This window comes from Vibrio sp. 1078-1 (assembly GCF_033340475.1).
Genome location: NZ_JAWOWM010000010.1, coordinates 1 through 26,805 on the forward strand (window position 1 = coordinate 1; position 26,805 = coordinate 26,805).

Below are 26,805 nucleotides of genomic sequence, written 5' to 3' on the forward strand. Positions count from 1 at the left end.
GAGTGGCCAAAGGGAGCAGACTGTAAATCTGCCGGCACTGCCTTCGATGGTTCGAATCCGTCCCCCTCCACCATATTGAAGAAGCCAGCTCATTGAGCTGGCTTTTTTCGTTTCAGGATCTTGATAGCATAGTCCTACTACCACGAACCTTTCACTCCTCACCGAAACTCTGCTCGATTTAATACCTATCACAGTAAATAAGTGATCAGAAATAGCGTAGGGAAAATGCTTGAGAACAAGGCGCAATTTTTCGATAAGTAGTTATTCTGCAATCAAAAATTGCAACGCAGTTATCGAGTATTTTAACAAGCTAGAATGACCAGTTATTTACTACGATTGGTATAACCTATACTCAATCTCACTAAAGCAACCAACCCCATGTGAAGCTCCACAAACAAAAGGCTGAGGAGCAGATCTTTACCCTACAAACAATGTACTAGCTATTTTGATTTTGTTAGTTCGTATGGCCTTAATATGAATGTTCAATATAACTAGGAAAACACTTGAGGACTTACTAGAAAAAGTGGGTTCGCAAAATTACCAAACGGACTCAATTAGTGATGTTTGTATAAAAACACGTACAATAAATATAAATGATAGATACAAAAAATCCCGCAGGGGATGCGGGATTTTTACTAGTGACTAAATTGGTTTAAAGGTGACTAGCCTTGAATACCAACGATTAACCATGGCGCATTAGGCGCAGTCAAGTCACGCTCTAGGTGCCAGATATCTTCGATTTCTTCTTCAACACCTTCTACTGTGTCACGGTAACGACCGCTAAACTGCAGACTAAGCTGTGCTTTATTTGCATCGTAATCAGCACGGACGATCTCCGCATCAACGTACATTACGTCAGTATGCTGCTCACCGTCGAGCTTCGCGCGCTCTGCTTTTAGGTCTTCAAACAAGCTTGGAGAAACATATTCTTCAATAGTTTCTAGCTGGTTGTGATTCCACGCACCTTGCAGGATTCGATAGTGTTCACGAGAACCATTAATGAACGCTGCTTGGTCAAAACCCGGTGGGTAGTTATGTGGTACGTCTGTTTGAGCGCCAAAACCACCAAAGCCACCATTATTTGTGTTTGGTTGTTGCTCAAAGTTTTGCATGTTTGGTTGCTCAAACTTAGATGCGTTGCCACCAAATGCAGGCTGTTGACGATGCTGGTTCATACTGCCCTGCTTCGCACCTAGCATACCGCGCATTAGTTTAAAGATGACAAAGGCAATCAAACCAATAATTAGGATATCCATAAACTGGATACCTTCAAAAGCACCGCCAAAGAATGCAGCAAGTAGACCACCAGCCAGAAGTCCGCCTAGCAGACCACCCATAAGGCCTTTCTTACTTGAAGACTTTGTCGTCTGATCTTTGCCGACCGTATTGGTGTTTTGTTGCTGTTGTTTCGGTGCTGGTGCGGTTTTGTAGCTCTTACCGAAAGACTTACTGCCACCAAACTTCTTCGCTTCCGCGATAGGCGTTACAGCAACAGTAAACATCAATAAAGCAACAATAGAAAATAAACGTTTCATCGTTATCCTTAAAGTTAGCTATCTAAGATAGTGCCCCATTTTCAAGACGAAACAATCGTTGTTTCAAACAGTAGCACGCCAAAGATGATTTTTAAGTCATCATACTCTGTATACCGATTGATGAAAATAGCTTATAGAAGCTGACATGTATCAGAATATTGCCAAAAATGCAGACTGCTCACACTGCTTGCAATTCAGCTGAAGGCGCTTGATCAATGTAAAAAAGTATGGAATAAGTTCACTAATACTCCAGATTGTTTTACTTGAATTAGAATCAGTGACACAGCTCAGAATCCTACACCTTGAGGGCACTTGGACACATTGCCTTGTTGACGGTTAATAGGTAGCTGACTATCATATTGAACGATGTTCAATAAAGTAGTTTGAGAGTATGGCGCGCAGAAACGATCACACCCGAGAAGAGTTAGTGAATTTGACGTTAACAACGGTCAAAAACTTTTTAGATGAGAATTCTTACCACGAACTCAGTCTTCGTAAAATCGCTAACATGATTGGTTACGTGCCAAGCACATTGGTAAATGTTTTTGGTAATTATAATTTGTTGTTGCTTCATGTTGTCGCTCAAACTTTAGATGAGTTATCTCAAGAAGCACGCAAAGCGACTAATGACAGCAAAGACTCCCATCAAGCGCTTTTTGAACTCGCTTATTGCTACCACGATTTTGCTCAAAAACACCCATACCGTTGGCAGTTAGTGTTCGAACACAACATGAATGGAGCAGAACTTCCGGAATGGCATGCCAAACGTATCGATGGTATGACGGGAATGCTAGAGTCACTATTGGCTCAAATCGCACCACATCGTACTGAATCCGAAGTGATTCAAGCGAGTCGAGTCCTTTGGTCTGGCGTACATGGCATTACTTTACTCAGTGTTGATGATAAGTTTTTCTCTAGTGAACCGATTGATGGCAAAGAATTGATCAGTAATCTTCTTTCTAACTACCTCACGAACTGGTAACAAAGGATTATCCATGTCATCCGACAGACAGCCGTCCTTACTTACGCAGAGAAAATTCCTGCCCTATTTCATTACTCAATTTTTTGGCGCTTTCAACGACAATATTTTTAAAAACGTTTTGCTGTTGTTTGTCGCATTCGCTGGCTCCAGTGCACTGCCTATTTCGAGCAATTTGTTCATCAACCTTGCGGCAGGCTTGTTCATTCTACCGTTCTTTCTGTTCTCTGCTTCCGCTGGCGTATTAGCCGACAAATATGAAAAGTCATGGTTTATTCGTAAGGTCAAACTATTTGAAATAGCCATCATGCTGTTAGGTGCCATCGGATTCATAACCGAAAGTTATGGTGTGCTTTTATTGCTACTGTTTTTAATGGGCACACAGTCAGCATTTTTTGGCCCAGTTAAATATGCCCTTTTGCCTCAAAAGTTAAATGCTAAAGAGTTAGTGCCCGGCAACGCTCTTGTTGAAGCTGGTACCTTTATCGCCATCCTTATTGGCACCTTAGGCGCTGGGATTATAGCCTCTACAGACAACGCAAAATACCTTGCCGCATTTTGTGTCGTGATCTTCGCATTGTTAGGCTACTTGTCGAGCCGCTCAATCCCCTTTGCTGCAGCCAGCGCGCCCAATCTCTCTTTTCGTTGGCAACCATACAAGCAAACCAAACACACGCTCTCTATCGCCAAATCCGATCGAGTTGTTTTTCAATGCATAATGGCAATAAGCTGGTTTTGGTTTTTAGGCGCCGCATATCTAACACAATTTCCGAATTTCACTAAGATTTACCTAAATGGCACCGAGAGTGCGGTGTCTTTCTTGCTCGCTCTATTTTCCATTGGTATCGCGCTAGGGTCGCTACTTTGCAATTGGATCTCAAACCATCGTATCGAAGTCGGTATTGTGCCAATTGGTGCCTTTGGCATTACGGTATTTGGGTACCTAATGGCCACTTCCATTCCCAATGATCTACCTACTTTCCATAACTTTGTAGACTTCTTTAGATATGAGCCTTTTTGGCCATTATTTTTCTACCTATTGATGATTGGCGCTTCGGGCGGTTTGTTTATCGTGCCTCTTTACGCATTAATGCAGCATCGAGCAAAGGAAACCGAACGTGCTCAAGTCATCGCAGGGCTCAACATTTTTAACTCTCTGTTTATGGTCGGCAGCGCTGTCTTAGGTATTGTGTGCCTAAGTGTAATCAAGATGACAATTCCTCAGCTGTTTGCATTGTTAGCCGTTTTAAATTTCTTAGTCGCCGCTTACATCTTTTTGCAAATTCCTATTTTTGTAGTTCGCTTTGTCATGTGGATGCTTACGCACACCATCTATCGAGTTAAGCATAAGAATCTACACAACCTACCCGAGCATGGTGGGGCATTGATTGTATGTAATCATGTAAGCTACATGGATGCATTGCTACTTAGTGCCGTATGCCCAAGGTTGATTCGTTTTGTGATGGAGGAAGATTACGCCAACCTACCTCCATTAAGGCGCTTTTTACGTCGAACTGGGGTAATTCCAATTTCAGCGAGTAACAGAAGCTCTATCAGACGTGCATTTAACGATGTGGAAGCTGCGCTAAGCGAAGGTCATATCGTCTGTATTTTCCCTGAAGGAAGATTAACTTCAGATGGTGAAATGAATGAATTCATGCGCGGTATTGATATCATTCTACGTCGTAGCCCAGTACCCGTCATACCTGTTGCACTTAAAGGCTTATGGGGAAGCTATTTCAGCCGCGCAAAAGGTCGCGCATGCTGTGGCTTACCGACTCGATTTTGGTCAAAGCTAGAAATTGAGGCAGGACAACCGGTGCCACCAAATGAAGCAACGGCAAAAACAATGTTCGATAAAGTGCATCAACTTAGAGGCGACTGGCGATAAATACACTTGAACACATGTTTAGGATAACTGAACATGTGTTCAAATCATTAAGACAAACTGACCACACCCAGTGCGATATACTCTCCCTTTCATTCACAACAGCGAATAAAAACCTTGAATAGAAACTACCTCCTGTTTGGATTGGCGTTACTTTTTTGTCTAACCCCTCTTGCCTCCTCTCCCATTGCTCTAGTTATCGGTTTTCTACTCGCAAGTTTTGGTTTTGTGCCTTCCGAGCTGCCCATCGCTTCTTTTACTAAAAAGCTGCTGTCTTACTCGATTATTGGCTTAGGCTTTGGCATCAACTTTGAGCAAGCACTTGCAGTCACATCGGATGGTATCGGCCTGATCATCGCCACTATTACAGGCACACTGATCATGGGCACTCTCATTGCCAGGGTAATTAAATTGGAGCGAGTAACCGCTTACTTAATCTCATCAGGTACTGCAATTTGTGGTGGTAGCGCAATTGCTGCTGTGGCACCGGCCATTAAAGCGAAAGACGAGCAGATTGGATTAGCACTGGCAACGGTATTTGTCCTGAACTCCATTGCACTCTTTGTGTTTCCTGTGATTGGACATGCTTTAGGGCTAGATCAACACACGTTTGGCACATGGGCTGCGATTTCCATTCATGACACATCTTCTGTTGTCGGGGCTGCCTCGGCCTATGGGGAAGAAGCACTAACGACGGCAACAACATTGAAACTCGCGCGCGCTTTATGGATCATTCCTGTTGCTTTGATCAGTGCCGTCATCTTTTCAAGAGGCCAAAAAGAGAATGGAAAGAAAAAACTAGCTATCCCTTATTTCATTTTTTGGTATTGTGCAGCTATCGCGTTTAGCGACTTATTTCCTCAATTTGAAATGGTCTATCACGGCATTTTCATTGGAGCAAAGCAAGCGTTGGTTGTATGTCTGTTCTTGATAGGTTGTAGCATTTCAATTTCAAAACTAAAGTCTGCTGGAGCTAAGCCACTGTTGTTTGGTGTGACTCTGTGGGTGTTAATTTCGACCACTTCTCTAAGTTGGTTACTGTTTTAGATATTGGTGGTCTGCTTATCGCGTTGAGGGGACGGCATTTCCCGTTTGCTATTTTTGTATATAACGACCAACGCAATAGCGATCAAAAATGCCGTTAGCTCTGCAAGAGAGCGGGCTAGCCCTTCACTACTTATCGCGATACCAATTTGTAGTGCTACTGCCGCAATTAAAACTAGCTTTGCCATCCTGAACCTTATGCATTTTCTCTCCACGAAGAAGCATAATTATGATTCAGAGTTATAAGGATACGAAATTCTCTTTATGACTAATACATAGCAAAATTGACTAATGCTGAAGTGATGACAACAGCCACTCTTTCACGGCCTTACGTGAAATTTTGATCCCACCTTCTAGTAGAGTTTCTGGCATTACATGGTATCCCACTGGCCATTTAAACTTCTCTAACTTTGATTGCAAGTGCTGGTCATACTCCGACTTGCTGCGCAATCCATTGGTCTGAATCACAGCTACTGGTCTATGACCAAACTCCGCGTCTTCGACTGGAACCACTATACTCTGCACTACACCATCAATTTGGTTCAAAGCGGCTTCAATCTCTTCACAATGGATATTCTCACCACCAGAGATAAACTGATTGTCGGCACGGCCGATTATCTTTAATTCATCACCTTGCCACTCGCCAAGATCCTTGCTGTCAAACCAGCCTTTCTCATCCAGAAATGGGGTAACATGTCCTTGATGGAAATACCCTGCCGCTAATGTCTTACCGCCAACAAAAATGCGTTGGTCAACTAATTTTATCTTACGGTGCTCCAATACATGCCCAGCATTACTGGTACTGTCAATTCTCTTTGCGGTAACGGTAGAGGCCGCCTCCGTCATCCCATAACCTAACCATGTCTCAATGCCTTGCCCTGTTGCTCGTAGTGCCAACTCGTGATCAACGTGGCTGCCGCCCAGTAGCACATGTGTCAATGACAAATGTGCATCATCATCCAATAACCGTTTGAGCTGAGTCGCAACCAAAGAAGCGTGTGATACGCCCTGAACATCATCAACAAGTTTCCCTGAACCGACTTTTAGTGTTGCTCCGACATATAGCCAACGATAGACAATCGCCAATCCAGAGACGTGATACAGCGGAAGCGATAATAGCCAAGCATCTTGCTGAGTGAAAATGAACTCCTGCAACAAGCCCTCTGCAGACGCAAGATGCTGTCGATGTGTATGAACCACAGCTTTAGGCTCCCCTGTAGAGCCAGAAGTAAATACTACTGAAGCGAGCCGGTCATGATGATAGCTATCTTCAGTCAACGAATCACTCTCTTGCTGTGATACTACAGGCGGTGAAAGCAATGTTGCCTTGAGTTTTTGTATATCATGTTCAGAAAAGGTCGAAGCGCACTCCTGAGAAAACCAGATAAACCGAGTTTGATCAGGCCTGTAAAGTGTAGCAAGCTTACCCTGCAACTTATCTAGTGGTTGTTCCATGGTCAGCGCAGCGAGCGCGCCTAACTGTTTGGAGGCAAGATAAAACAACAGTGTTTCTACTTGGTTCTTGCCAACCAAAGTCAGCACATCCCCCCGAGTTACACCCAAGTCATTCAAATAGTGAGTGTATTGGTCAATACGCTTCGAGAGTTGTTGCCAGTTTAATACTTCTGTTGATGTCTTGAGTGCAATAGAAAAAGGGCTCGTTTGAGCCCAATATTTCCATGGCGCCTTCGCAATATTGTCTACGCAGAATGCCACACAATCTCCTGGTCTTTTAGAGGAAGAACGGGAAGTTCACACTTAGGCCAGCCCTGCTCTAGCTGAGCTTTGAATAAGCCAATCGTATCCAAACCTGGAACTTCATCAGGCAGCTGCCATTGGGCAAAGCGCGCTAATTGAGTTAAACCGAGACTGGATTCAATGCTCGAGCTAATCACTGCTTTCATCCCTAGTGACTTCGCTTTCTTTATCAGTGTAATACAAAAATCCACTGAACCAATGAGTGTGGGTTTGATGATGATCGTTTTCACACCAGTTAGATCTTCAAGACGGAAATCTTCACGACGAACCGCATCTTGCAATGTTTCATCCCAAGCGATAGCAATACCAGTATTAATCGCAAAAGAGAGACTATCGCCAGGAGAGCGGCACGGCTCTTCCAAAAAGGTAATGCGCTGACGCAAAGACGGAGTAATGTATTTAGCAAACTGCTGCGCTTTTTCTGGTGTCCAAGCGCGGTTTGCATCAAGTCGAAGCGTTAATTGAGGGATTGATTCAAGAAAAAGGTTCACAAGCATGCCATCGCGAATTGGCTCATAAAGTCCAACTTTCACCTTAGCGACTTTCTCACCTTCCATTTCGTTCAGCTTTGGAATGAGCTCATCTGGGTCGCCAGTGCATAGTGGCGCTGTTTGGTATTTACCTTGTTGTGGTAAGCCACCAGCTAATTCAAGCTGTGCCATCGATAAACCAAACGCAACCGACGGGTACATATTGGCATAATCCACATCCAACTCTGCAACCCAACGCTCCGCCTGTTCTTGTAGCTGAACACCCGCATCTTCGGCGCTCTCTAAGCTAAAACCAGGAAGAGGAGCGACTTCTCCGAGCCCTGTTTTACCATCTTCGGAAAGCGCAACAACATAACCAACACGTTCGGTTAGCTTGTTGTCACGTAGGATGACACCACTATCCATGGGCAAGCTATAACGATAAATTTTCGCTTCACGCATAATTCAAGTCCTATGTAATGCCGTATATTTGAGCGTTCTGACGAGCAATCCCACCAGCCTCCCAGAGGGCGAGGCGCTCAGGAAAAAAGGAACAGAGGAGCTAACACGCTCCTCATTTAGACGGATTATGGGTTGCGAGGGAATTTATCGAAGTCTGGGCGACGCTTCTCGTTAAAGGCATTACGACCTTCTTGGCCTTCATCTGTCATGTAGAACATCATCGTTGCGTTACCCGCTAACTCTTGCAGACCCGCTTGACCATCACAATCTGCGTTTAATGCAGCTTTCAGGCAGCGCAATGCCATTGGGCTGTGCTGTAGTACTTCACGACACCAACGAACGGTTTCTTTCTCTAGATCCGCTAGTGGTACAACTGTGTTTACTAGGCCCATGTCTACCGCTTCTTGAGCATTGTAGAAACGACATAGGAACCAAATTTCGCGAGCTTTCTTTTGGCCTACGATGCGAGCCATGTAAGATGCCCCCCAACCACCATCAAATGAACCCACTTTAGGGCCTGTTTGACCAAATTGAGCGTTGTCAGCTGCAATCGTTAGGTCACACATCATGTGCAGAACATGACCACCGCCCACAGCCCAACCCGCTACAGATGCGATCACTGGTTTTGGACAAGTACGAATATCACGTTGGAAGTCCAATACGTTTAGGTGGTGCGTACCTTGGTCGTCTTTGTAGCCGCCGTAGTCGCCGCGGATCTTCTGGTCGCCGCCAGAACAGAATGCGTCTTCACCTAGACCTGTTAGAATGATCACGCCAACACCAGAGTCGTAACGCGCATCTGCCAACGCATCAATCATCTCTTTTACCGTTTGAGGACGAAACGCGTTACGCACTTGAGGACGTGCAATAGTGATTTTCGCGATACCATCTTCAGACTTATGGTAATGAATGTCCTCGTATTTCTCGCCGCAATCTTTCCATTGAACCGGAGCGTAAAGTTCTTCTTCAGAAATGCCTACTGTTTTAGCCATGGTGATTCCCATTGTTCTCGTTACTCTCACCAAAGTGAGACTGAATTATTTGCTTGGTATGTATCGCAAACTGTTTGGGCTGCTCTTGATGGACGTTATGACCAGCGCCTTCAACTTGTCGATACGCCAACCCGCTACGTTGTGCCAGTTGGCTAAATTTTTGGTCTTTCTCACCACACAAGTAATACACTGGTATATTCTGCTTTTGCAGTGAGGGCAACAAATATGCCTGTTTGGCTAACGATGTCGCCATCAACATATTCGCCACCGCTGAGCCAAGATTATCACTTCGCTTCGCAATGAATGTTTGTCTTTGCTCATGGTTTAGTGAAGAAAACACCGCTTGTTGGTACCAATCGTTCAAAACACGTTCAAGTGGTTCAGTTTTGAAACGCATTGCCCAGCGAGCATCATTCTCTAATCTCACCTGTTTCTCTGACTCAGTTTGAAGCCCGAAGTTTCCCCCTTCAACAATCGCGCCCGCAATATTGAGATCTGGAAAGCATTGATGGGCAATACCATGCATCGCAATGCGGCCGCCCATAGAGTAACCAATCAAAATAAGTGGTTGTTGTGAGGGAAATAATAAAGATAGTGTGGAACCAAGAAGTTTGCAGCAATCATTCAGATCGCTGCAAGAAATAGATTGGCTATGCCCATGACCAGGGAGGTCAACCGTAACACGTTCATACTCGGGTAACGCGTTGATACACGATTGCCAATCTTCACCGCTACCAAGCAAACCATGCAAAAACACCAGAGTAGGCAAAGTAATACTTTGGTGCTTTTCTAATACAGGGAAACGTTCAAAGTAAAGCATTCAGACTCTTATTAAATGCCTTGAGTGTCTCAGCAGCTTGGTTAGATGGGGTTTGAACCTCGACCAGCAACGTTCCTTGGCCGTGACATAAATGCTCTTTTACAGATGATTGGAATTGCTCCAGTGTAGAAACATGCAAATACGCCAAACCAAACTGCTTTGCCGCGTGTTCAAACTGATAACCATGAGGCATTTGATAATATGTCGTCCTGCGCTCTGGTGGTACTGGCAACATATCAAAAATCGCACCGCCGTCATTATTGGTAACAACAAGTACCGCCGGCAGTTTATTGTGAGAAAATAGCGCCAGAGAATTGAGATCATAAAGTGCTGCTGTGTCACCGATATACATCAGTAACGGATTACCTCTTGCCCGTTGCACGCCTGATGCTGCAGCAAACAAACCGTCAATCCCTGACGCGCCTCGGTTAGTGAACACTTCTACATCATCAAGTTTGCCGTACATATCGACAAGTCGAACAAACAAACTGTTACCCAAAAAGACATCAGCGTTTTTAGTGCGCTCGTTGATGTCTGCTGCCAACGCAATTTCGTCAATGGCAGACGCTGAACCAGATAGGAAAGCTTCTTCGATACGTTGATGAACTCGCTTAACTCCATTCGCTAACCTATCAGCCCACCCAGCAAATATTGGCTTCTCAAAGCTAATGCGAGAAACCCAAGTTTGAGGAAGCTCAACCCAGTGCATTTGCGCCAGATGATTTTGGTTATTACGGTCCATACGCGGCGAGATATACCAGTATTGAACGTCTTTACTTTGTTGATTTTTCGATACTTGTTTATCAATCCATTGGTTCAAACGTTTGGAGATGATTCGGCTACCAAATTGGATAATAAGTTCACAAGATTCAAGCTCGTTTGCAAACTCGGGAAGTTGAAGCCATACATCGTAATACGCCCAATCCGAACTGAGGCCACTTTGCGGGTCTGCAAGTACTGGCCATCCCATCTTTTGTGCAAATGCCTGCGCCGAACGCGCTTGTTCAAGCGGTAAGCTGCCAATCACAACCAAGCCTTTTTTGTCCGAAAAAGGCGGGATGTTCGCCTGTGACAAATGGCTAAAACGCTGAGTATAAGTGCCGCTTCCTTTTCGCCATCCGGCGACCGAATCTAAGTAGGTTTGATAATCCGCTTTTGCGCCGTTGGAATACAAAGGCTCTGGAAATGCACAATTAATATGAACAGCACTACCCTGCAATTGCTGAGTAAACATCACTTCGTCAACAGAGGTCAGCAACCAGTTAAGCGACGTTGCTAAATTTGGGCTTGGTAAATTCAAACTGGCCGAAACATGATGTGAAAAAATACCCAATTGATTTATCGCTTGGTTTGCACCACAGCCGACAAGTTCTACTGGACGATCTGCTGTCAGCAGCACCAGTTTTTCACCAGTAAGTTTGGCTTCGGCAACCGACGGTAATAGGTTCGCCACTGCCGTACCAGAGGTAACGATAATTGCCACTGGCTCCTGAGTAGCTTTCGCTAAACCAAGAGCCATAAAGCCCAGTCCACGCTCATCAAAATGAGTATGAATGGAAAAGTCGGACTGTTCTGCCGCTTCTAAAGTTAAAGGAGTAGAACGAGATCCGGGAGCGATACAAACATGCTTAACGCCAAATCGCTGAAGCTCAATCAATATGGTTTCTGACCAAACTCGATTGAGCACCGCTTGGTCATGACTCATGATGCGACTCCCAATGGCGGATGATCAGAAATCAGCGTAAGTAACGTCGACATTTTCTTATCAAGTTCTGCCCACTCATGTTCTGCCACAGAACCAGGCACAATCCCTGCGCCCGCAAACAGTTGTACTTGATCACCGAGCACAAGCGCGCTTCTGATTGCGACACAAAACTCTGCTCGTTCATGGCTAATGTAACCCATAGAGCCTGCATACCAGCCGCGTGCAAAGGGCTCATTATCAAGAATAAACTGCATGGACTCTTGTCGGGGTAAGCCAGCAACCGCCGCTGTTGGCTGAAGCGCCGATAACAACTGAACACCATTTATCCCCGCTCTTAGACTAGCGTGAATATTTCGCTTAAGGTGCTGCACTTTTCGTAGTCTGACCAAACTCGGTTCAGCTTCCACTTCAACCATTTCAGAATGCGGTAATAGACGATCAATGATGTCGTCCACCACATACTGGTTTTCGTTGAGGTTCTTTTGGTCTTGGGATAACCAATTCGCCAACTCCATATCTTGAGTGGCATTGTCTCCCCGACCAATCGTACCTGCTAACGCTTCGGTATGTAGCTCATGCCCTACGCGAGAATACAAACGTTCTGGCGTAGACCCCATAAAACTGTGCTTACTGTCTAAGCTCAGCATGAAATGGAAGCTATGATGGTTATTTAAGTAACTTGCTTTAAGTAGCTGTGCAGCACTTAATGTGTTATCAAGCTGCACGGTAGAGCGACGCGCTAAAACCACTTTCTTAAAATCATCATTCTCTATACCAGTCAGAACCTTATGAACTAACTCATTCCATTGAGGCTGACTTGGCGTGTGAACAATAGAGCGGATGTGAGACGAAATTGGAGCTAAGGCCGCGACCTCACAAACCAGTTTATTCAACCCAGCTAGAGTTCGCGCTTTGTCTTCTGAAATATTAACTGCGAGAGACCACTGTTGGTCAAAACGAATTAACTCAATTTGAGGCAAAAAGAAAAAAGAAGGCATACAGCGACGATTCTTCTCATGCTGTCCATCAAAAGAGCGCCCGCCCCAGACTCTTTGCCCTTCACCTAGAATGGTATAAGCAGGACCTGGCTCAACAAAAGCGTGCAATTGCCCTAGTGCAACGACCTCTTCACGTGTATCGCGGGACTGCCAATAAAACTTAGGGAAAAGTGGTTGTGCATCAAGCCAATCAATAAATGAGAAATTAGGTTTCTCGCTAAGGGGCTCGACCAGACGTGTTTGATTGCCTTCCGATTGCTGAACTCGCTCGATAATTCTCTTTACGGCTTGATGGAACTGTGACAAATCAACCTCGTTGTATGTGAGGATAAATGGTAACTGACGGCTACTCTAAGTTTAGACCCAAAGCAAATCAAGGTCGTATGCGATCTTTTGCGAAATCCTGTGATAGCAAGCGAGCAAAACTTAACCAGCAGACAGATTATTTACAGATATATATTCTAATAAAAAACAAATTATTGTACTTTAATAAAGAAATTAACGAATTTTTAGGAATTAAACAATGCAAAATATCGGGATGTCGTCAAAACTCGACAATGTCTGCTACGACATTAGGGGCCCTGTACTCAAACATGCTAAGCGCATGGAGGAAGAAGGGCATAAAATCCTAAAGCTAAACATTGGTAACCCTGCCCCATTTGGTTTTGACGCCCCTGATGAGATTTTAGTCGACGTGATTCGTAATCTGCCGACTTCTCAAGGCTATTGTGATTCCAAAGGCATTTACTCTGCTCGTAAAGCTGTGGTCCAACACTATCAGCGTAAAGGTATACGCTCGCTAGATGTCGAAGATGTGTATGTAGGTAACGGCGTGTCTGAGTTGATCGTAATGGCCATGCAAGCGCTATTAAACAATGGCGACGAAATGCTGATCCCAGCACCAGACTATCCGTTATGGACAGCTTCAGTTGCACTATCTGGTGGTAAGCCGGTTCATTATCTATGTGATGAAGAAGCTGACTGGTACCCAGACCTTGAAGACATCAAAAAGAAAATCACACCAAAGACACGTGGCATTGTTCTGATCAACCCGAACAACCCGACAGGTGCGGTATACAGCCGTGACTTCCTACTTGAAGTGATTGAGATAGCACGCAAGCACAAACTGATCATTTTCGCAGATGAGATCTACGACAAAGTGTTGTACGACGGTGCAACACATACCTCAGTCGCCACACTCACTGAAGACGTGCTAGTCATGACATTCAATGGCCTTTCAAAAGCCTACCGTGTTTGTGGTTTCCGTGGTGGCTGGATGTTCCTAACGGGGCCTAAACATCTGGCTCAAGGGTACGTGAATGGCTTGGAGCTGCTTTCATCGATGCGTTTATGTGCAAACGTACCAATGCAACATGCCATTCAAACCGCGTTAGGTGGATACCAGAGTATCAATGAACTGATTTTACCAGGCGGACGCTTATTAGAGCAGCGCAACCGAGCGTATGAACTGATCAATCAGATTCCTGGTGTTTCTTGTGTCAAACCTAAGGGTGCGATGTACCTCTTCCCGAAAATCGACACTAAAATGTACAACATCAAGAACGATCAGCAGATGGTTTTAGATTTCTTAAAACAAGAGAAGGTCTTACTGGTGCAAGGTTCCGGTTTTAACTGGCCAAAACCAGACCACTTCCGCATCGTGACACTACCGCACGTTGAAGATCTAGAAATCGCTATTGGACGTTTTGAAAGATTCCTATCAACCTACAGCCAGTAATGAATCACTGGTAGTAATTAGTGCTGATCTCTCATATGCTTAGAGGAACTCCTAGTGAGTTCCTTTTTTACACCAGAAACGGAGAAAGCCATGAAAGAAAGCCATTTTTTCGCCCACCTGGCTCGAATGAAGCTGATCCAACGCTGGCCTTTAATGCGGTCCGTCTCACCAGAAAACGTTTCAGAGCATAGCTTACAAGTTGCTTTTGTCGCTCATGCCCTTGCCCTAATTAAAAACAAAAAGTTCGGCGGCAACCTTAATCCAGAACGCATCGCTATTCTTGCCATGTACCATGATTCCAGTGAAGTATTAACGGGTGATCTTCCAACTCCAGTGAAGTATTACAACCCTGAAATTGCCAAAGAATATAAGAAGATAGAATCGGCAGCGGAACAAAAATTACTCTCAATGTTACCGGAAGAGTTCCACGATGATTTTGCCCCCTATCTTCTTTCTCACTCTGCACACGAAGAGGACGCAAAAATCGTTAAGCAAGCCGATTCCATCTGTGCCTATTTAAAATGTCTTGAAGAACTAAGCGCCGGCAACCATGAGTTCGCTCTGGCAAAAAAACGCTTAGACGTCACTTTGCAAGAACGCAGAACGCCTGAAATGGCTTACTTTCTCAATACCTTTGCCCCAAGTTTCGAATTATCGTTAGATGAAATCAGTTAGCTTACGGAGATAATCGTGTCGTTTGAATTACACCCGCAATGGCAAGAGCGCCATGATGATGAGCATAAAATCCGTCGAGACGACCATCGGAGCCCGTACCAACGAGACCGAGCGCGCATTCTTCACTCGGCTGCATTTCGACGCCTACAAGCAAAAACCCAAGTACACGGCAATAGCTTGGAAGACTTTCACCGCAGTCGGTTAACACACTCCTTAGAAGCGTCGCAACTAGGGACCGGTATCGTCGCCCAGTTAAAGAAAAAACAGCCAGAGTTCCGTGATCTATTACCATCAGACAGCTTAATTGATTCATTATGTTTGGCTCACGACATCGGGCATCCTCCATACGGTCATGGGGGAGAAGTCGCTCTAAACTACGTAATGCGCGAACATGGCGGCTTCGAGGGGAATGCCCAAACCTTTCGTATCGTCACTAAGTTAGAGCCTTATACTGAGCATTTCGGAATGAATTTATCACGCCGCACACTGCTTGGTTTGATTAAGTACCCTGCCCTCATTAGTCAAACACGCTCCGTCAAGTTGCCTCAACCAGCCGAGCATCAACGTAAACTAAAAGCAAAAGATTGGAGCCCAGCTAAAGGCATTTATGATTGTGATAAAGACTTATTTGATTGGGTAATTGCACCCCTTTCTGACAACGACAAGGCATTGCTTAGTCTGATGCGTTCAACGCCAGAATCGGAGTTTGAGCACAGTAAAACGCGTTTTAAATCACTCGATTGCTCAATCATGGAGCTAGCAGATGATATCGCCTACGGTGTTCATGATTTAGAAGATGCAATCGTACTTGGTATGGTGACACGTCAGCAATGGCAAGAAGGCGCAGCAAGTCAATTAGCGGACTGTGGCGACCCGTGGTTTGAAGCTCATATCGATTCCATCGGACAGATGCTATTTAGCGGTAAGCACCATGAGCGGAAAGATGCTATCGGTGGTATGGTTAACGCGCTACTGACCAGCATTTCAATCAAAACGGTGGATGAGCCGTTTAATAACCCGTTACTGTCTTGGAATGCGTGTTTAGAACCACAGATGGCACGTGCACTTGACGTACTCAAGCACTTTGTCAGCACCTTCGTTATCCAAGTCCCGCAGGTCCAGATCGTTGAGTATAAGGGTCAGCAAATTATTATGGATATTTTTGAAGCGTTAACAGCAGACCCAGAGCGATTACTACCCGTTCATACAAAAGATCTGTGGTGTCAGGCGAAGAGCGAGAGCAATAAGATGAGGGTCATCGCCGATTATATTTCTGCAATGACCGATGGTCACGCGCAAAAGCTACACCGCCAACTTTTCTCTTCCATCGTTCTTTAGTAACACTCAACCTTTCAAGTAATTCTTTTCAAAAACGCCCGGAGGCATCTGGGCGATTTGGAATTCGATCATATTTTCAAAGGCATGCATAAGCGGTGTAAAGTCGCGCTCGGGTTCAAGCAAGCGAAGCGAATGATAACCAGCCTCGACTGTCGATAAGCTATTCTCAGAGGGCGCCTTACGAATGGTGTAGTGCCCTTGTAGTTGCTTAGGCAACTGCACGGTTGGGAGTGGATGTAAGTTGCTTGAGAGTTGCCACATTTTGTACGCTTTTTTCCACGTACCATCGAGCAAAATCAAACGTATTTTCTTAGATACACTATGACTCGCTTGAGTGATTTCAGAAATGCATCGTGACTCTTCTGATGGGTAAAGAACAAAATGTTGATATGACTCATCCGCTAATAAGTGATTTAAGGCATCATCACAAGAAAAGTCCTCTCCTATCAAACAAATACAGTTATCTAAACTCAAATTGAGAATCCGTGCCGTACCAAGCGGACGATGTTCTTCACTCGTGTGCTGAAGAATGATAAGTTCTACCTCGCTTGCCAGCGGTACAATCCATTGGCAAATACACGCTTTTTGCGATTTTCCACAACGAGAACAATAACGAGACATAGAGTGAACCTTTATACCTTGCTGAGTATTATCAGCGTGATCTGTTTGATACTTCAATTTGAACCAATGGCAAGCCTAACCGAGTGGCACAGCTACAATATACGCCATGGTGAATGGTGGCGAATCGTAACAGGAAATCTCACACATACCAACTTTGCGCACTTAGGAATGAACCTCGCCGGATTGTGGATCATTACTTTTATTTTTCGCCCAAGCACTCGTAACTTCCTTATCGTTTTTTCAATCTTATGTGCATGTGTTGGTGCGCTGAATTTGTTTACCAACATGTCGGTGTACGTGGGTTTATCCGGCGTATTACACGGATTGTTTGGATTTTGGGCGCTCAGAGAAGTCTTTGAAAGCAGAAGAAGCAGTGTGTTGTTAGTCGGAGGGCTAATCGCCAAAGTAGCATGGGAGCAGGTCTATGGCCCATCCAGCAGTACTGCTGAGCTTATCGGTGCAAACGTTGCTATTGATGCTCATATGTTTGGCGCACTCGGTGGGTTAGTAATGGCTTTACTGGAAAAAGGCCTTCGCCGTCGTTTATTCGGATAAAAAATCCCGAACCACGAAAGAGGGGCTGGTTCGGGAAAGCAGTAATAGGGAAACAGATATTGTTCTGAATTCAGACTCAATATCTGCAATACATCAAGCTACAGTAAAATGCGGTCTTCGTTTTTCTTAACTGTCGCTTCACCTATGCCTTTTACGCTCTTCAAATCTGCTGCCGTTTTAAAAGGGCCATGTTCCTCGCGGTAGTCCACTATACTCTGCGCTTTCTTCTCACCTATACCTTTCAACATGGTCGCAATTTCTTCAGCAGTGGCCGTGTTGATATTTACAGTAATTTCAATTCCTTCATATTTGTCAGTGGCTGAATCCGCAGCCATGCTAAAAGGTGCAAAAACAAATAAGCACAATGTCAAAATCCATTTCATATTGAACATACAATCTCCAAAATAGTAGGCTGAAAACAGTCGTCGAGAGCGAGTCACTATCAAGTTTGCAATGGAAAGCAATATGGTTATGCATTTAACAAACTGAGATGACCCGGAATTCACAACGGCCGCTATCACTTAAACGCGCACTAATTTAAGTAATGCCTATTGATGATTGAAGTTCATAAAGACAAAAATAAAACGGACCGCTTATGCGGTCCGTTTTATTCAACATACAAATTACACTAATTGTGCTTAGTTGCTCACAACAAAGTACTCAATGTCAGTATTTGCACGCAGTACGGCTAGTACAGATGATAAATCTTGCTGAGAAGATGCACGCTGCATTTGCATCGCAACTTGATCTTCTAACTCACTATCTAGCTCTGCATTTACAGCATCAAGCTCGATGATAATGATGTTACCTTCAAGATCTTTAGACTGACCGTATACTGGTTTACCATCGACTGGTTTTGCCATCGCGAATACCGTTGTTGCTAACGGAGAACGACGGTCTACTGTCTCTTGTTCACCAAAGGCAAGATTGTTTTCAGCAAGCACGTTCGTCTTACCTTCTTTCAATGCCGCAACGACTTGTGTTCCAAGTTCCATCGCTTCTTGCTCACCTTTAACACGAGATAGCTCTGCAACAACCTGATCTTTCACTTCTTCTAGTGGAAGAACTGTCTCGTCACGCGCATCTTCAACACGAACAACGATAATATGCTCAGGCGCAACTTCGATAGCTTCAGAGTTTAGGCCATCTTCTTTAACTTCAGGACTAAGGATAGCTTGCATTACCGCAGGGCTACGAAGCACTTCAGGTGCATCAACCTGAGAAATAAAGTCTGTTGTCTTCACTTCTTGGTTAACCGCTTGAGAAGCATCATACAATGAGTCTGGGTATTCAAACGCTACACGCTCAAGCTCATTTTGCAACTCGTAGAATTGATCGATCGCTTGTTGGTCCACCATCTCTTGTTTGATTTCAGCAGCGACTTCTTCAAATGGCTTCGCCACAGAATCTTTTAGCTCTTCAAGCTTGATAATGTGATAGCCAAAGTCCGACTTTACTAGACCCGACGTATCGCCAGGATTCTTCAGTGCGAATGCCGCTTCTTCAAAAGCAGGGTCCATCACATCACGCTCAATCCAACCTAGGTCACCACCGTTTTCAGCGCTGCCAAAATCGTCAGATTTCTCTTGAGCAAGCGTCGCAAAGTCTGCACCCGCGTTTAGCTCATCTAGGATAGCTTGCGCTTTTGCTTCATCGTCCCCTTCTACAAGAATGTGAGCGACACGGCGTTGCTCTTCTGAAGAGTATTTGTTTAAGTGCTCGTCGTAGTACTTTTTCACCTCAGCATCAGAAACATTAACTTGTTCCTTTAGCGCTTCAGCTGACAGTTCGATGTAAGAGACTTTAACCTGCTCTGGACGTGTAAAGTTGTCTGGGTTTGCTTTGTAGTACTCTTGAATTTCTTCGTCGGTCAATTCAATATTTTTCGCAAACTCCGCTAAGTCGATCTGAATCGTGCGAATATCACGAGTTTGAGTGAACAGCTTGCCTTCTGCTTGTACTTCACCCGGCAGAATAAATTCACTGTTTTGTAGCGCATTCAGCAGTTGCTCACGAACCAATTCACGACGCATGTACTCAGCAAAAGAGTCTGGCGAAAAGCCTGCACGACGCAAAGAAGCTTGATAGATCTCTTGATCAAACTGACCATTAGATTGGAACTGAGGCATGTCTAGAATCATGCTACGCACTTGAGTGTCGCTGATTCGCAGACCCAAAGCTTCAGCTTGTTGGTCAAGCAACACGTCATTGATCATTCGATCTAAAACGGATTTGCGGAAAGATTCAACATATGCAGGGTCAGCCAGCATTTGAGAGAAGTAGTCACCCAACTGAGCTTGCATACGGTTACGCTCATTTTGGTATGCCATCTCGAACTCACCACGAGGAATCTCAGTGTTACCGACTTTCGCTGCAGAGTTGTTGCTACCACCAACGATGTAGCTACCTACACCTGCAAATACGAAAGACAGGATGATAAGTCCAAGGATAATTTTGACCGCGATGCTATTCACGCCTTCGCGTAGTCGATCCATCATAATTTAACTGCTCTCCACAATTGAAGCCTACTGCTTCTATCTAATAGAAATAATGGCGCAATAATATCAGAAAAAGAAATGCGCATCAGTATGATGCGCATAATTTAAGAAAGTTCGGCTCGAAGTTTGTAAATTTTTGTTCGAAACTTATTGTTTGAGCAAAAGTTAAGCAAATGGCCGGTTACAGAAATAACGCCGTGATTAATTACAAGCGTCTTTCAGTGCTTTACCAGCTTTGAAAGCTGGTACTTTTGCTTCTGCGATTTGGATTTCTTCACCAGTTTTTGGGTTACGACCAGTACGTGCAGCACGAGTACGAACGCTGAATGTACCAAAGCCAACTAGAGCGACTTGATCACCAGATTGAAGAGTTCCGCTTACTGCTTCGATGAATGCATCTAGAGCTCGACCCGCTGACGCTTTAGAAATATCTGCATTTTCTGCGATTTGTTCTACTAACTGAGTTTTATTCACTGTAATTTCCCCTTTGTGTCATCTGTGATTATTTTTGTGATGACTTTCGTTCCATTGTTAAGAAAATATGCTCCACCCCTTATTCATCAAGGGCTGGCAGCTATCGAAACTAACTTAGCGCCCAAAAAAAACGCTGACAAGCCTTTTTGGGCTTATCAGCGTAAACTTTTACTTATTTTTGCTACACATCACTATTTTTGAGACTCAAACTCAACGCCCGTCGGGTCTCGCTCTAGTGCGACTTTCAGTACTTCATCAATCCACTGTACAGGGATAACTTCCAGATCAGCGATAACATTATCAGGAATCTCTTCCAAATCACGCTCGTTATCTTTTGGAATTAGCACTGTCTTAATGCCACCACGGTGTGCCGCAAGTAACTTCTCTTTTAGGCCGCCGATAGGTAGAACCTCACCACGCAGTGTGATTTCACCCGTCATCGCTACTTCTGCTTTCACAGGGTTGCCTGTCAGAGAAGAAACCAATGCCGTACACATTGCTGTACCCGCACTTGGGCCATCTTTTGGTGTCGCGCCTTCCGGTACGTGTACGTGAATATCTTTCTTCTCGTAGAAGTCAGTATTGATACCTAGCTTTTCTGCACGAGAGCGAACCACTGTCATTGCTGCTTGGATAGACTCTTGCATCACATCACCAAGAGAACCCGTTTGTGTCAGCTTACCTTTACCTGGCATTGATTGAGTTTCAATCGTTAATAGATCGCCACCCACTTCTGTCCAAGCTAGGCCAGTTACTTGACCAATTCGGTTACTTTCATCCGCTTTACCGTAATCGAAACGTTGAACACCTAAGTACTCTTTTAGGTTGTCCATCGTTACCGTTACTGACTTGATGTCCTTATCCAACAAGATGTTCTTCACTGCTTTACGGCAGATCTTAGAAATCTCACGCTCTAAGTTACGGACACCCGCTTCACGCGTATAGTAACGAATGATGCCAATAATTGCAGAATCTTCAATGACGATCTCATCCGCTTTCAAGCCATTGCGCTTCACTTGTTTATCAACAAGGTGACGTTTTGCAATGTTCAGCTTCTCGTCTTCGGTGTAACCAGATAAACGAATAACTTCCATACGGTCTAATAATGGACCCGGGATGTTCATCGAGTTCGATGTCGCAACAAACATAACGTCAGAGAGATCGTAATCCACTTCTAGGTAGTGATCGTTGAACGAGTTATTCTGTTCAGGATCAAGGACTTCGAGTAGAGCCGATGCCGGATCACCACGCATATCTGAAGACATTTTGTCGATTTCGTCCAATAAGAACAGCGGGTTCTTCACACCAACCTTCGACATCTTCTGGATCAATTTGCCTGGTAATGAGCCGATATAAGTACGACGGTGACCACGAATTTCCGCTTCATCACGCACACCACCCAACGCCATACGAACATACTTACGGCCTGTAGCTGAAGCAATTGAACGACCAAGAGATGTTTTACCGACACCAGGAGGACCAACAAGACAAAGGATAGGACCTTTTAGCTTGTTGATACGGTTTTGAACCGCCAGGTATTCAAGGATACGTTCTTTGACGCGTTCTAGACCGTAGTGATCTTCATTAAGAACCTCTTCTGCTTTCGCTAAGTTTTTCTTAACTTTTGAGCGCTTAGCCCAAGGAACGCTGACCATCCAATCGATGTAGCTACGAACCACTGTTGCTTCAGCAGACATTGGAGACATCATCTTAAGCTTTTGCAGCTCTTGCTCTGTCTTTTCACGTGCCTCTTGAGGCATTTTTGATTCGTCAATCTTCTTCTGTAGCGTTTCGAACTCGTCTGGTGCGTCTTCCATCTCACCAAGTTCTTTCTGAATCGCTTTCATTTGCTCATTCAGATAGTACTCACGCTGAGATTTTTCCATTTGCTTTTTAACGCGACCACGAATTCGTTTTTCAACTTGCAGCAAGTCGATCTCTGATTCCATCTGGCCCATCAGGAATTCCAGACGCTCAGTGACGTCAACAATTTCAAGCACTTGCTGCTTATCCACCAACTTCAACGGCATATGAGCCGCAATGGTATCCGCTAAGCGTGCGGCTTCGTCGATACCATTAAGTGACGTTAGCACTTCTGGTGGAATCTTCTTGTTTAGCTTAATGAACCCTTCAAACTGATTAATCGCGCTGCGAACAATCACTTCTTGCTCACGCTCATCCAATTCTGGCGTAACAACAAATTCAGCTTCCGCTAGGAAGAAGTCACTCTCTTTAAAGTGATTGATTTTTGCTCGCTGCTGGCCTTCGACCAATACTTTTACTGTGCCATCCGGAAGCTTCAAGAGCTGGAGAATGGTGGCTACCGTACCTACGTCAAATAGGTCGTCAACCGTAGGCTCGTCAGTATCCGCTTGCTTTTGTGCCACAAGAAGAACTTGTTTGTTGGTTTCCATCGCCGTTTCTAGACAGCTAATCGATTTCTCACGACCAACAAACAATGGAATAACCATGTGTGGGTAGACCACTACGTCACGTAGAGGTAGTACCGGGATCTCGATACGCTCGGAACGTTCCAAGTTCATATAATTCTCTCTTCCGCTTTCACGTTTAACGTATTACTTAAGGCAGTATATGGGGGCTAATTGTTTGGATTCAATAAGAGAAATAAAAAAAGGAGGTAATTACTTACCTCCTTTTTCATTATGGCTGAATTTACTCTGCTCCAGCTGCCTGATTGTCTGCGTTACTGTAAATAAGCAGTGGCTCTGACTCGCCATTAATGACGGACTCATCAATCACGACTTTACTAACGTCTGTTGCAGATGGTAATTCGTACATGGTTTCAAGTAGCACGCCTTCAAGAATCGAGCGTAAGCCACGAGCACCTGTTTTACGCTCCATTGCTTTTTTCGCGATAGCGCGCAGCGCATCTTCACGGAATTCAAGTTCAGCGTTTTCTAGCTCAAACAATGCTGCATATTGCTTGGTCAGTGCGTTCTTCGGTTCACATAGGATCTGAATCAACGCTTCTTCATCAAGCTCAGTCAGTGTTGTTGTTACAGGTAGACGACCAATGAATTCTGGAATGAGGCCGTACTTCACTAAGTCTTCAGGTTCAACTTGAGTAAATAGCTCACCTACCGTCTTCGATTCATTCTTCGAACGAACTTCAGCACCAAAGCCAATACCTGTACCTGTTGCAACACGCTGCTCAATCACTTTGTCTAAGCCAGCAAAAGCACCACCACAGATGAACAGGATCTTAGATGTGTCCACTTGTAGGAATTCTTGCTGAGGATGCTTACGACCACCTTGAGGTGGAACCGATGCAACCGTACCTTCGATAAGTTTTAGTAGCGCCTGCTGAACACCTTCACCAGATACGTCACGCGTAATAGATGGGTTTTCAGCTTTGCGTGAAATCTTATCAATTTCATCAATGTAAACGATGCCGCGTTCTGCTTTAGCTACATCGTAATCACATTTTTGCAGAAGCTTTTGGATGATGTTTTCAACGTCTTCACCTACGTAACCGGCTTCGGTTAGTGTCGTCGCGTCTGCCATTGTAAATGGCACATCCAAGAATCGAGCTAATGTCTCCGCAAGTAGTGTTTTACCGCTACCTGTAGGACCAATTAGAAGGATGTTACTCTTACCAAGCTCCACACCTTCGCTCGTTGTATCACCATTGCGTAAACGCTTGTAGTGGTTATATACCGCAACTGCGAGCACTTTTTTCGCGTAATCTTGCCCGATCACATAGTCATCAAGGTGTTCACGGATCTGTTTTGGCGTTGGTAACGCTTCAGATTCTTTCTTAGGGAGAACATCCTTGATTTCTTCGCGAATAATATCGTTACATAAGTCGACACACTCGTCGCAAATGTACACTGACGGACCTGCGATTAGCTTGCGAACTTCGTGCTGACTTTTGCCGCAGAAAGAACAGTACAGCAATTTACCGCTGCCACTTTCTTTGCTTTTATCTGTCATTCGCTAACCTCTTAGCCTTTACTCTTCATGAATGAGTGTATATCAATTTTTGCCAAAATGCGCTGGCTAATTACTCGCCACGGTGGCTTAACACTGCATCCACGATACCGTATTCCACAGCCTGCTCTGATGACATGAAGTTATCACGATCAGTATCGCGCTCAATGACTTCAAGAGGTTGGCCTGTATGTTCTGCTAACAACTTGTTTAGCTTCTGTTTAATCGTCAGGATTTCCTGAGCATGGATTTGGATATCAGAAGCTTGACCCTGGAAACCACCCAATGGTTGGTGGATCATTACACGTGAGTTAGGCAGTACATAACGCTTACCTGGCGCACCACCTGCAAGCAGGAAGGCACCCATTGAACATGCTTGACCCATACATACTGTGCTCACATTTGGCTTAATGAACTGCATGGTATCGTAAATAGACATACCTGCTGTTACGCTGCCGCCTGGAGAGTTGATGTATAAGAAAATATCTTTATCTGGATTTTCAGATTCTAGGAAAAGTAGCTGAGCCACGACAAGGTTTGCCATGTGGTCTTCCACTTGACCCGTTAAAAAAATCACGCGCTCTTTAAGCAGACGTGAGTAGATGTCGTAAGAGCGTTCGCCTCGGGAAGTTTGTTCAACCACCATTGGTACTAGCGCGTCCATAATTGGCGACATTGCATTTTTTTCTTGGTAGCTCATATTCTTATGTCCCTAAAATAAATGGCCCGGATGATGACTATCATACGGACCATTGTTAGCAGAATAGTTAACGTTAAGTCAACCTTCTACGCAAGATATTGCTTATTAAGCAGCAGGTTGTTGTTGGTTAAGTAGCTCGTTGAAGCCTACTTCTTTCTCAGAAACCTGTGCTTTAGCGATGATCGCGTCGATTGCTTGCTCTTCTAGAGCTACGTTGCGCATGTTGTTCATCATTTCTTCGTTTTGCTCGTAGTAAGCAATAACTTCTGATGGATCTTCGTATGCAGTAGCCATTTCTTCGATTAGAGCTTTAACTTTCTCGTCGTCCGCTTTTAGCTCTTCAGATTTGATTACTTCACCTAGTAGAAGACCAACAACTACGCGACGTTTAGCTTGTTCTTCGAACAGTTCACGTGGAAGCTGAGCAGCAGCTTCTGGGTTACCACCGAAGCGTTGTGCAGCTTGTTGACGTAGAACTTGGATTTCTTGCTCGATAAGCGCTGATGGTACGTTGATGTCGTTTTGCTCAACTAGACCGTCAATCGCTTGCTCTTTGATGCGGTTCTTAACAGCTTGCTTAAGTTCGCGTTCCATGTTCTTACGAACTTCAGCTTTAAGTGCTTCAACACCACCTTCAACAACACCGAACTTAGCAACGAACTCGTCGTTTAGTTCTGGAAGTTCACGAGCTTCAACTTTGTTCACTTTGATTGCGAACTTAGCTGCTTTACCTTTTAGGTTTTCAGCGTGGTAATCTTCTGGGAAAGTCACGTCGATGTCGAATTCCATACCAGCAGTTTTACCTGCGATACCGTCTTCGAAACCAGGGATCATGCGACCAGCACCCATTTCTAGAGGGAAGTTCTCAGCTTTACCGCCTTCGAACTCTTCACCGTCGATAGAACCAACGAAGTCGATGCTTACGCGTTTGCCATCTTCTGCTGCTTCTTCAACTTCAACCCAAGTTGCTTGTTGCTTACGTAGAGTATCGATCATCTCTTCTACGTCTGCATCTTTAACTTCTGTTAGTGGTTTTTCAACAGTGATGCTCTCTAGGCCTTTAAGCTCAACTTCTGGGTAAACTTCAAAAGTTGCAGTGAAAACTAGGTCTGAACCTTCTTTGTTCTCTACAGGAGCGAAAGTTGGAGCGCCAGCTGGGTTGATTTTCTCTTTAACGATAGCTTCGATGAAGTGGCGTTGCATTACTTCACCAAGAACGTCTTGACGTACTGCTTTGCCGTACATCTTAGCAACCATTTTTAGAGGCACTTTACCCTTACGGAAACCATCGAAACGACGGTTTTTAGCGATGTTGCGTAGTTCAGCTGTTACAGCGTCTTCGATGTTTGCAGCTGGAACAGTAATGTTTAGACGGCGCTCTAGGCCCTCTAGCGTTTCAACAGTAACTTGCATTATATATAAACCTCTAAAGTGGCTCGGTTTTCCGAGCGTATGAGCGAAACTCAGAGGAGCTTACGCTTCATCCTTGTGTAGTGTTCTGTCCGAACACCTAATTTAAAATCGAGTATCGATACTGGTTGTCAGTACCGGACTAATCAGTGATATCTTCGATAAAATAACCAAAGGTATCTCCTATTAGCCTC

Annotated in this window: 23 protein-coding genes; 7 read left to right on the forward strand and 16 right to left on the reverse strand. The window is 44.6% G+C overall.

From position 1 onward, the window contains the following. Positions 1–662 precede the first annotated feature (662 nt). A complete protein-coding gene (locus tag R7190_RS17280) occupies positions 663–1,535 on the reverse strand; it encodes a Tim44 domain-containing protein (RefSeq protein ID WP_005384268.1) in 873 nt (290 codons plus the stop codon). Between the two features lie 391 nt (positions 1,536–1,926). Here R7190_RS17280 and R7190_RS17285 point away from each other — a divergent pair, with 391 nt between their 5' ends. From R7190_RS17285 to R7190_RS17295, 3 genes are all read left to right on the forward strand, one after another. Continuing rightward, the gene (locus tag R7190_RS17285) at positions 1,927–2,517 is read left to right on the forward strand and encodes a TetR/AcrR family transcriptional regulator (protein ID WP_005382308.1); all 591 of its coding nucleotides are present in this window, start codon (positions 1,927–1,929) and stop codon (positions 2,515–2,517) included. 13 nt (positions 2,518–2,530) lie between these two features. Continuing rightward, positions 2,531–4,405, forward strand: coding sequence for an MFS transporter (locus R7190_RS17290; protein ID WP_186584406.1), 1,875 nt, complete (start codon positions 2,531–2,533; stop codon positions 4,403–4,405). Positions 4,406–4,519: 114 nt separating this feature from the next. Next, positions 4,520–5,449, forward strand: coding sequence for a YeiH family protein (locus tag R7190_RS17295; RefSeq protein WP_114139466.1), 930 nt, complete (start codon positions 4,520–4,522; stop codon positions 5,447–5,449). On the opposite strand, the gene R7190_RS17300 is transcribed toward R7190_RS17295, so the two are convergent. The 7 genes from R7190_RS17300 to R7190_RS17330 all read right to left on the reverse strand — a co-directional run bounded on the left by R7190_RS17300 (position 5,446) and on the right by R7190_RS17330 (position 12,957). Further along, entirely contained in the window at positions 5,446–5,634 is a 189-nt protein-coding gene (locus R7190_RS17300; RefSeq protein ID WP_005382314.1) for a hypothetical protein, read from the reverse strand. The genes R7190_RS17295 and R7190_RS17300 overlap by 4 nt on opposite strands. A gap of 100 nt (positions 5,635–5,734) precedes the next feature. Then, a complete protein-coding gene (gene menE / locus R7190_RS17305) occupies positions 5,735–7,162 on the reverse strand; it encodes an o-succinylbenzoate--CoA ligase (RefSeq protein ID WP_065274282.1) in 1,428 nt (475 codons plus the stop codon). Further along, on the reverse strand, positions 7,147–8,136 hold the full coding sequence (gene menC, locus R7190_RS17310; protein ID WP_186584408.1) for an o-succinylbenzoate synthase: 990 nt from the start codon (positions 8,134–8,136) through the stop codon (positions 7,147–7,149). The genes menE and menC overlap by 16 nt, the downstream gene beginning before the upstream one ends. 125 nt (positions 8,137–8,261) lie before the next feature. Continuing rightward, complete coding sequence (gene menB, locus R7190_RS17315; protein ID WP_005382318.1) at positions 8,262–9,128, reverse strand: 1,4-dihydroxy-2-naphthoyl-CoA synthase; 867 nt, start codon at positions 9,126–9,128, stop codon at positions 8,262–8,264. Beyond that, a complete protein-coding gene (gene menH / locus R7190_RS17320; RefSeq protein WP_149191943.1) occupies positions 9,121–9,948 on the reverse strand; it encodes a 2-succinyl-6-hydroxy-2,4-cyclohexadiene-1-carboxylate synthase in 828 nt (275 codons plus the stop codon). The genes menB and menH overlap by 8 nt, the downstream gene beginning before the upstream one ends. After that, a complete protein-coding gene (menD, locus tag R7190_RS17325) occupies positions 9,935–11,653 on the reverse strand; it encodes a 2-succinyl-5-enolpyruvyl-6-hydroxy-3-cyclohexene-1-carboxylic-acid synthase (protein WP_186584409.1) in 1,719 nt (572 codons plus the stop codon). Before menD ends, menH begins: the two co-directional genes overlap by 14 nt. Further along, positions 11,650–12,957, reverse strand: coding sequence for an isochorismate synthase MenF (locus R7190_RS17330; protein WP_053303262.1), 1,308 nt, complete (start codon positions 12,955–12,957; stop codon positions 11,650–11,652). Before R7190_RS17330 ends, menD begins: the two co-directional genes overlap by 4 nt. Before the next feature lie 217 nt (positions 12,958–13,174). On the opposite strand from R7190_RS17330, the gene R7190_RS17335 reads away from it, so the two are divergent. From R7190_RS17335 to R7190_RS17345, 3 genes are all read left to right on the forward strand, one after another. After that, the gene (locus R7190_RS17335; RefSeq protein ID WP_053303263.1) at positions 13,175–14,389 is read left to right on the forward strand and encodes a pyridoxal phosphate-dependent aminotransferase; all 1,215 of its coding nucleotides are present in this window, start codon (positions 13,175–13,177) and stop codon (positions 14,387–14,389) included. A gap of 90 nt (positions 14,390–14,479) precedes the next feature. Then, on the forward strand, positions 14,480–15,064 hold the full coding sequence (gene yfbR / locus R7190_RS17340) for a 5'-deoxynucleotidase (RefSeq protein ID WP_186584410.1): 585 nt from the start codon (positions 14,480–14,482) through the stop codon (positions 15,062–15,064). Between the two features lie 15 nt (positions 15,065–15,079). Then, positions 15,080–16,402, forward strand: coding sequence for an anti-phage deoxyguanosine triphosphatase (locus R7190_RS17345; RefSeq protein WP_115385831.1), 1,323 nt, complete (start codon positions 15,080–15,082; stop codon positions 16,400–16,402). 6 nt (positions 16,403–16,408) lie between these two features. Here the strand turns inward: R7190_RS17345 and R7190_RS17350 are convergent, their stop codons facing one another. Further along, on the reverse strand, positions 16,409–17,023 hold the full coding sequence (locus tag R7190_RS17350; protein WP_171344886.1) for a tRNA-uridine aminocarboxypropyltransferase: 615 nt from the start codon (positions 17,021–17,023) through the stop codon (positions 16,409–16,411). A gap of 3 nt (positions 17,024–17,026) precedes the next feature. On the opposite strand from R7190_RS17350, the gene rrtA reads away from it, so the two are divergent. Further along, positions 17,027–17,578, forward strand: coding sequence for a rhombosortase (rrtA, locus tag R7190_RS17355; RefSeq protein ID WP_005382331.1), 552 nt, complete (start codon positions 17,027–17,029; stop codon positions 17,576–17,578). A gap of 98 nt (positions 17,579–17,676) precedes the next feature. Here rrtA and R7190_RS17360 read toward each other — a convergent pair whose 3' ends face one another. The 7 genes from R7190_RS17360 to tig form a co-directional block, all read right to left on the reverse strand. Beyond that, complete coding sequence (locus R7190_RS17360; RefSeq protein ID WP_031777211.1) at positions 17,677–17,961, reverse strand: ComEA family DNA-binding protein; 285 nt, start codon at positions 17,959–17,961, stop codon at positions 17,677–17,679. Between the two features lie 255 nt (positions 17,962–18,216). Then, positions 18,217–20,076, reverse strand: coding sequence for a peptidylprolyl isomerase (gene ppiD, locus R7190_RS17365; protein WP_005382334.1), 1,860 nt, complete (start codon positions 20,074–20,076; stop codon positions 18,217–18,219). Positions 20,077–20,277: 201 nt separating this feature from the next. Then, entirely contained in the window at positions 20,278–20,550 is a 273-nt protein-coding gene (locus tag R7190_RS17370; protein WP_005382341.1) for an HU family DNA-binding protein, read from the reverse strand. A gap of 191 nt (positions 20,551–20,741) precedes the next feature. Then, entirely contained in the window at positions 20,742–23,093 is a 2,352-nt protein-coding gene (gene lon, locus R7190_RS17375) for an endopeptidase La (protein WP_005382343.1), read from the reverse strand. Positions 23,094–23,223: 130 nt separating this feature from the next. Further along, positions 23,224–24,504 (reverse strand): ATP-dependent protease ATP-binding subunit ClpX, encoded by a 1,281-nt coding sequence (gene clpX / locus R7190_RS17380; protein WP_005382345.1) that lies wholly within the window; start codon positions 24,502–24,504, stop codon positions 23,224–23,226. Positions 24,505–24,574: 70 nt separating this feature from the next. Continuing rightward, complete coding sequence (clpP, locus tag R7190_RS17385; protein ID WP_005382347.1) at positions 24,575–25,201, reverse strand: ATP-dependent Clp endopeptidase proteolytic subunit ClpP; 627 nt, start codon at positions 25,199–25,201, stop codon at positions 24,575–24,577. Positions 25,202–25,306: 105 nt separating this feature from the next. Beyond that, positions 25,307–26,614, reverse strand: a complete 1,308-nt coding sequence (gene tig / locus R7190_RS17390; RefSeq protein ID WP_005382251.1) for a trigger factor — start codon at positions 26,612–26,614, stop codon at positions 25,307–25,309. Between the last annotated feature and the right edge of the window lie 191 nt (positions 26,615–26,805).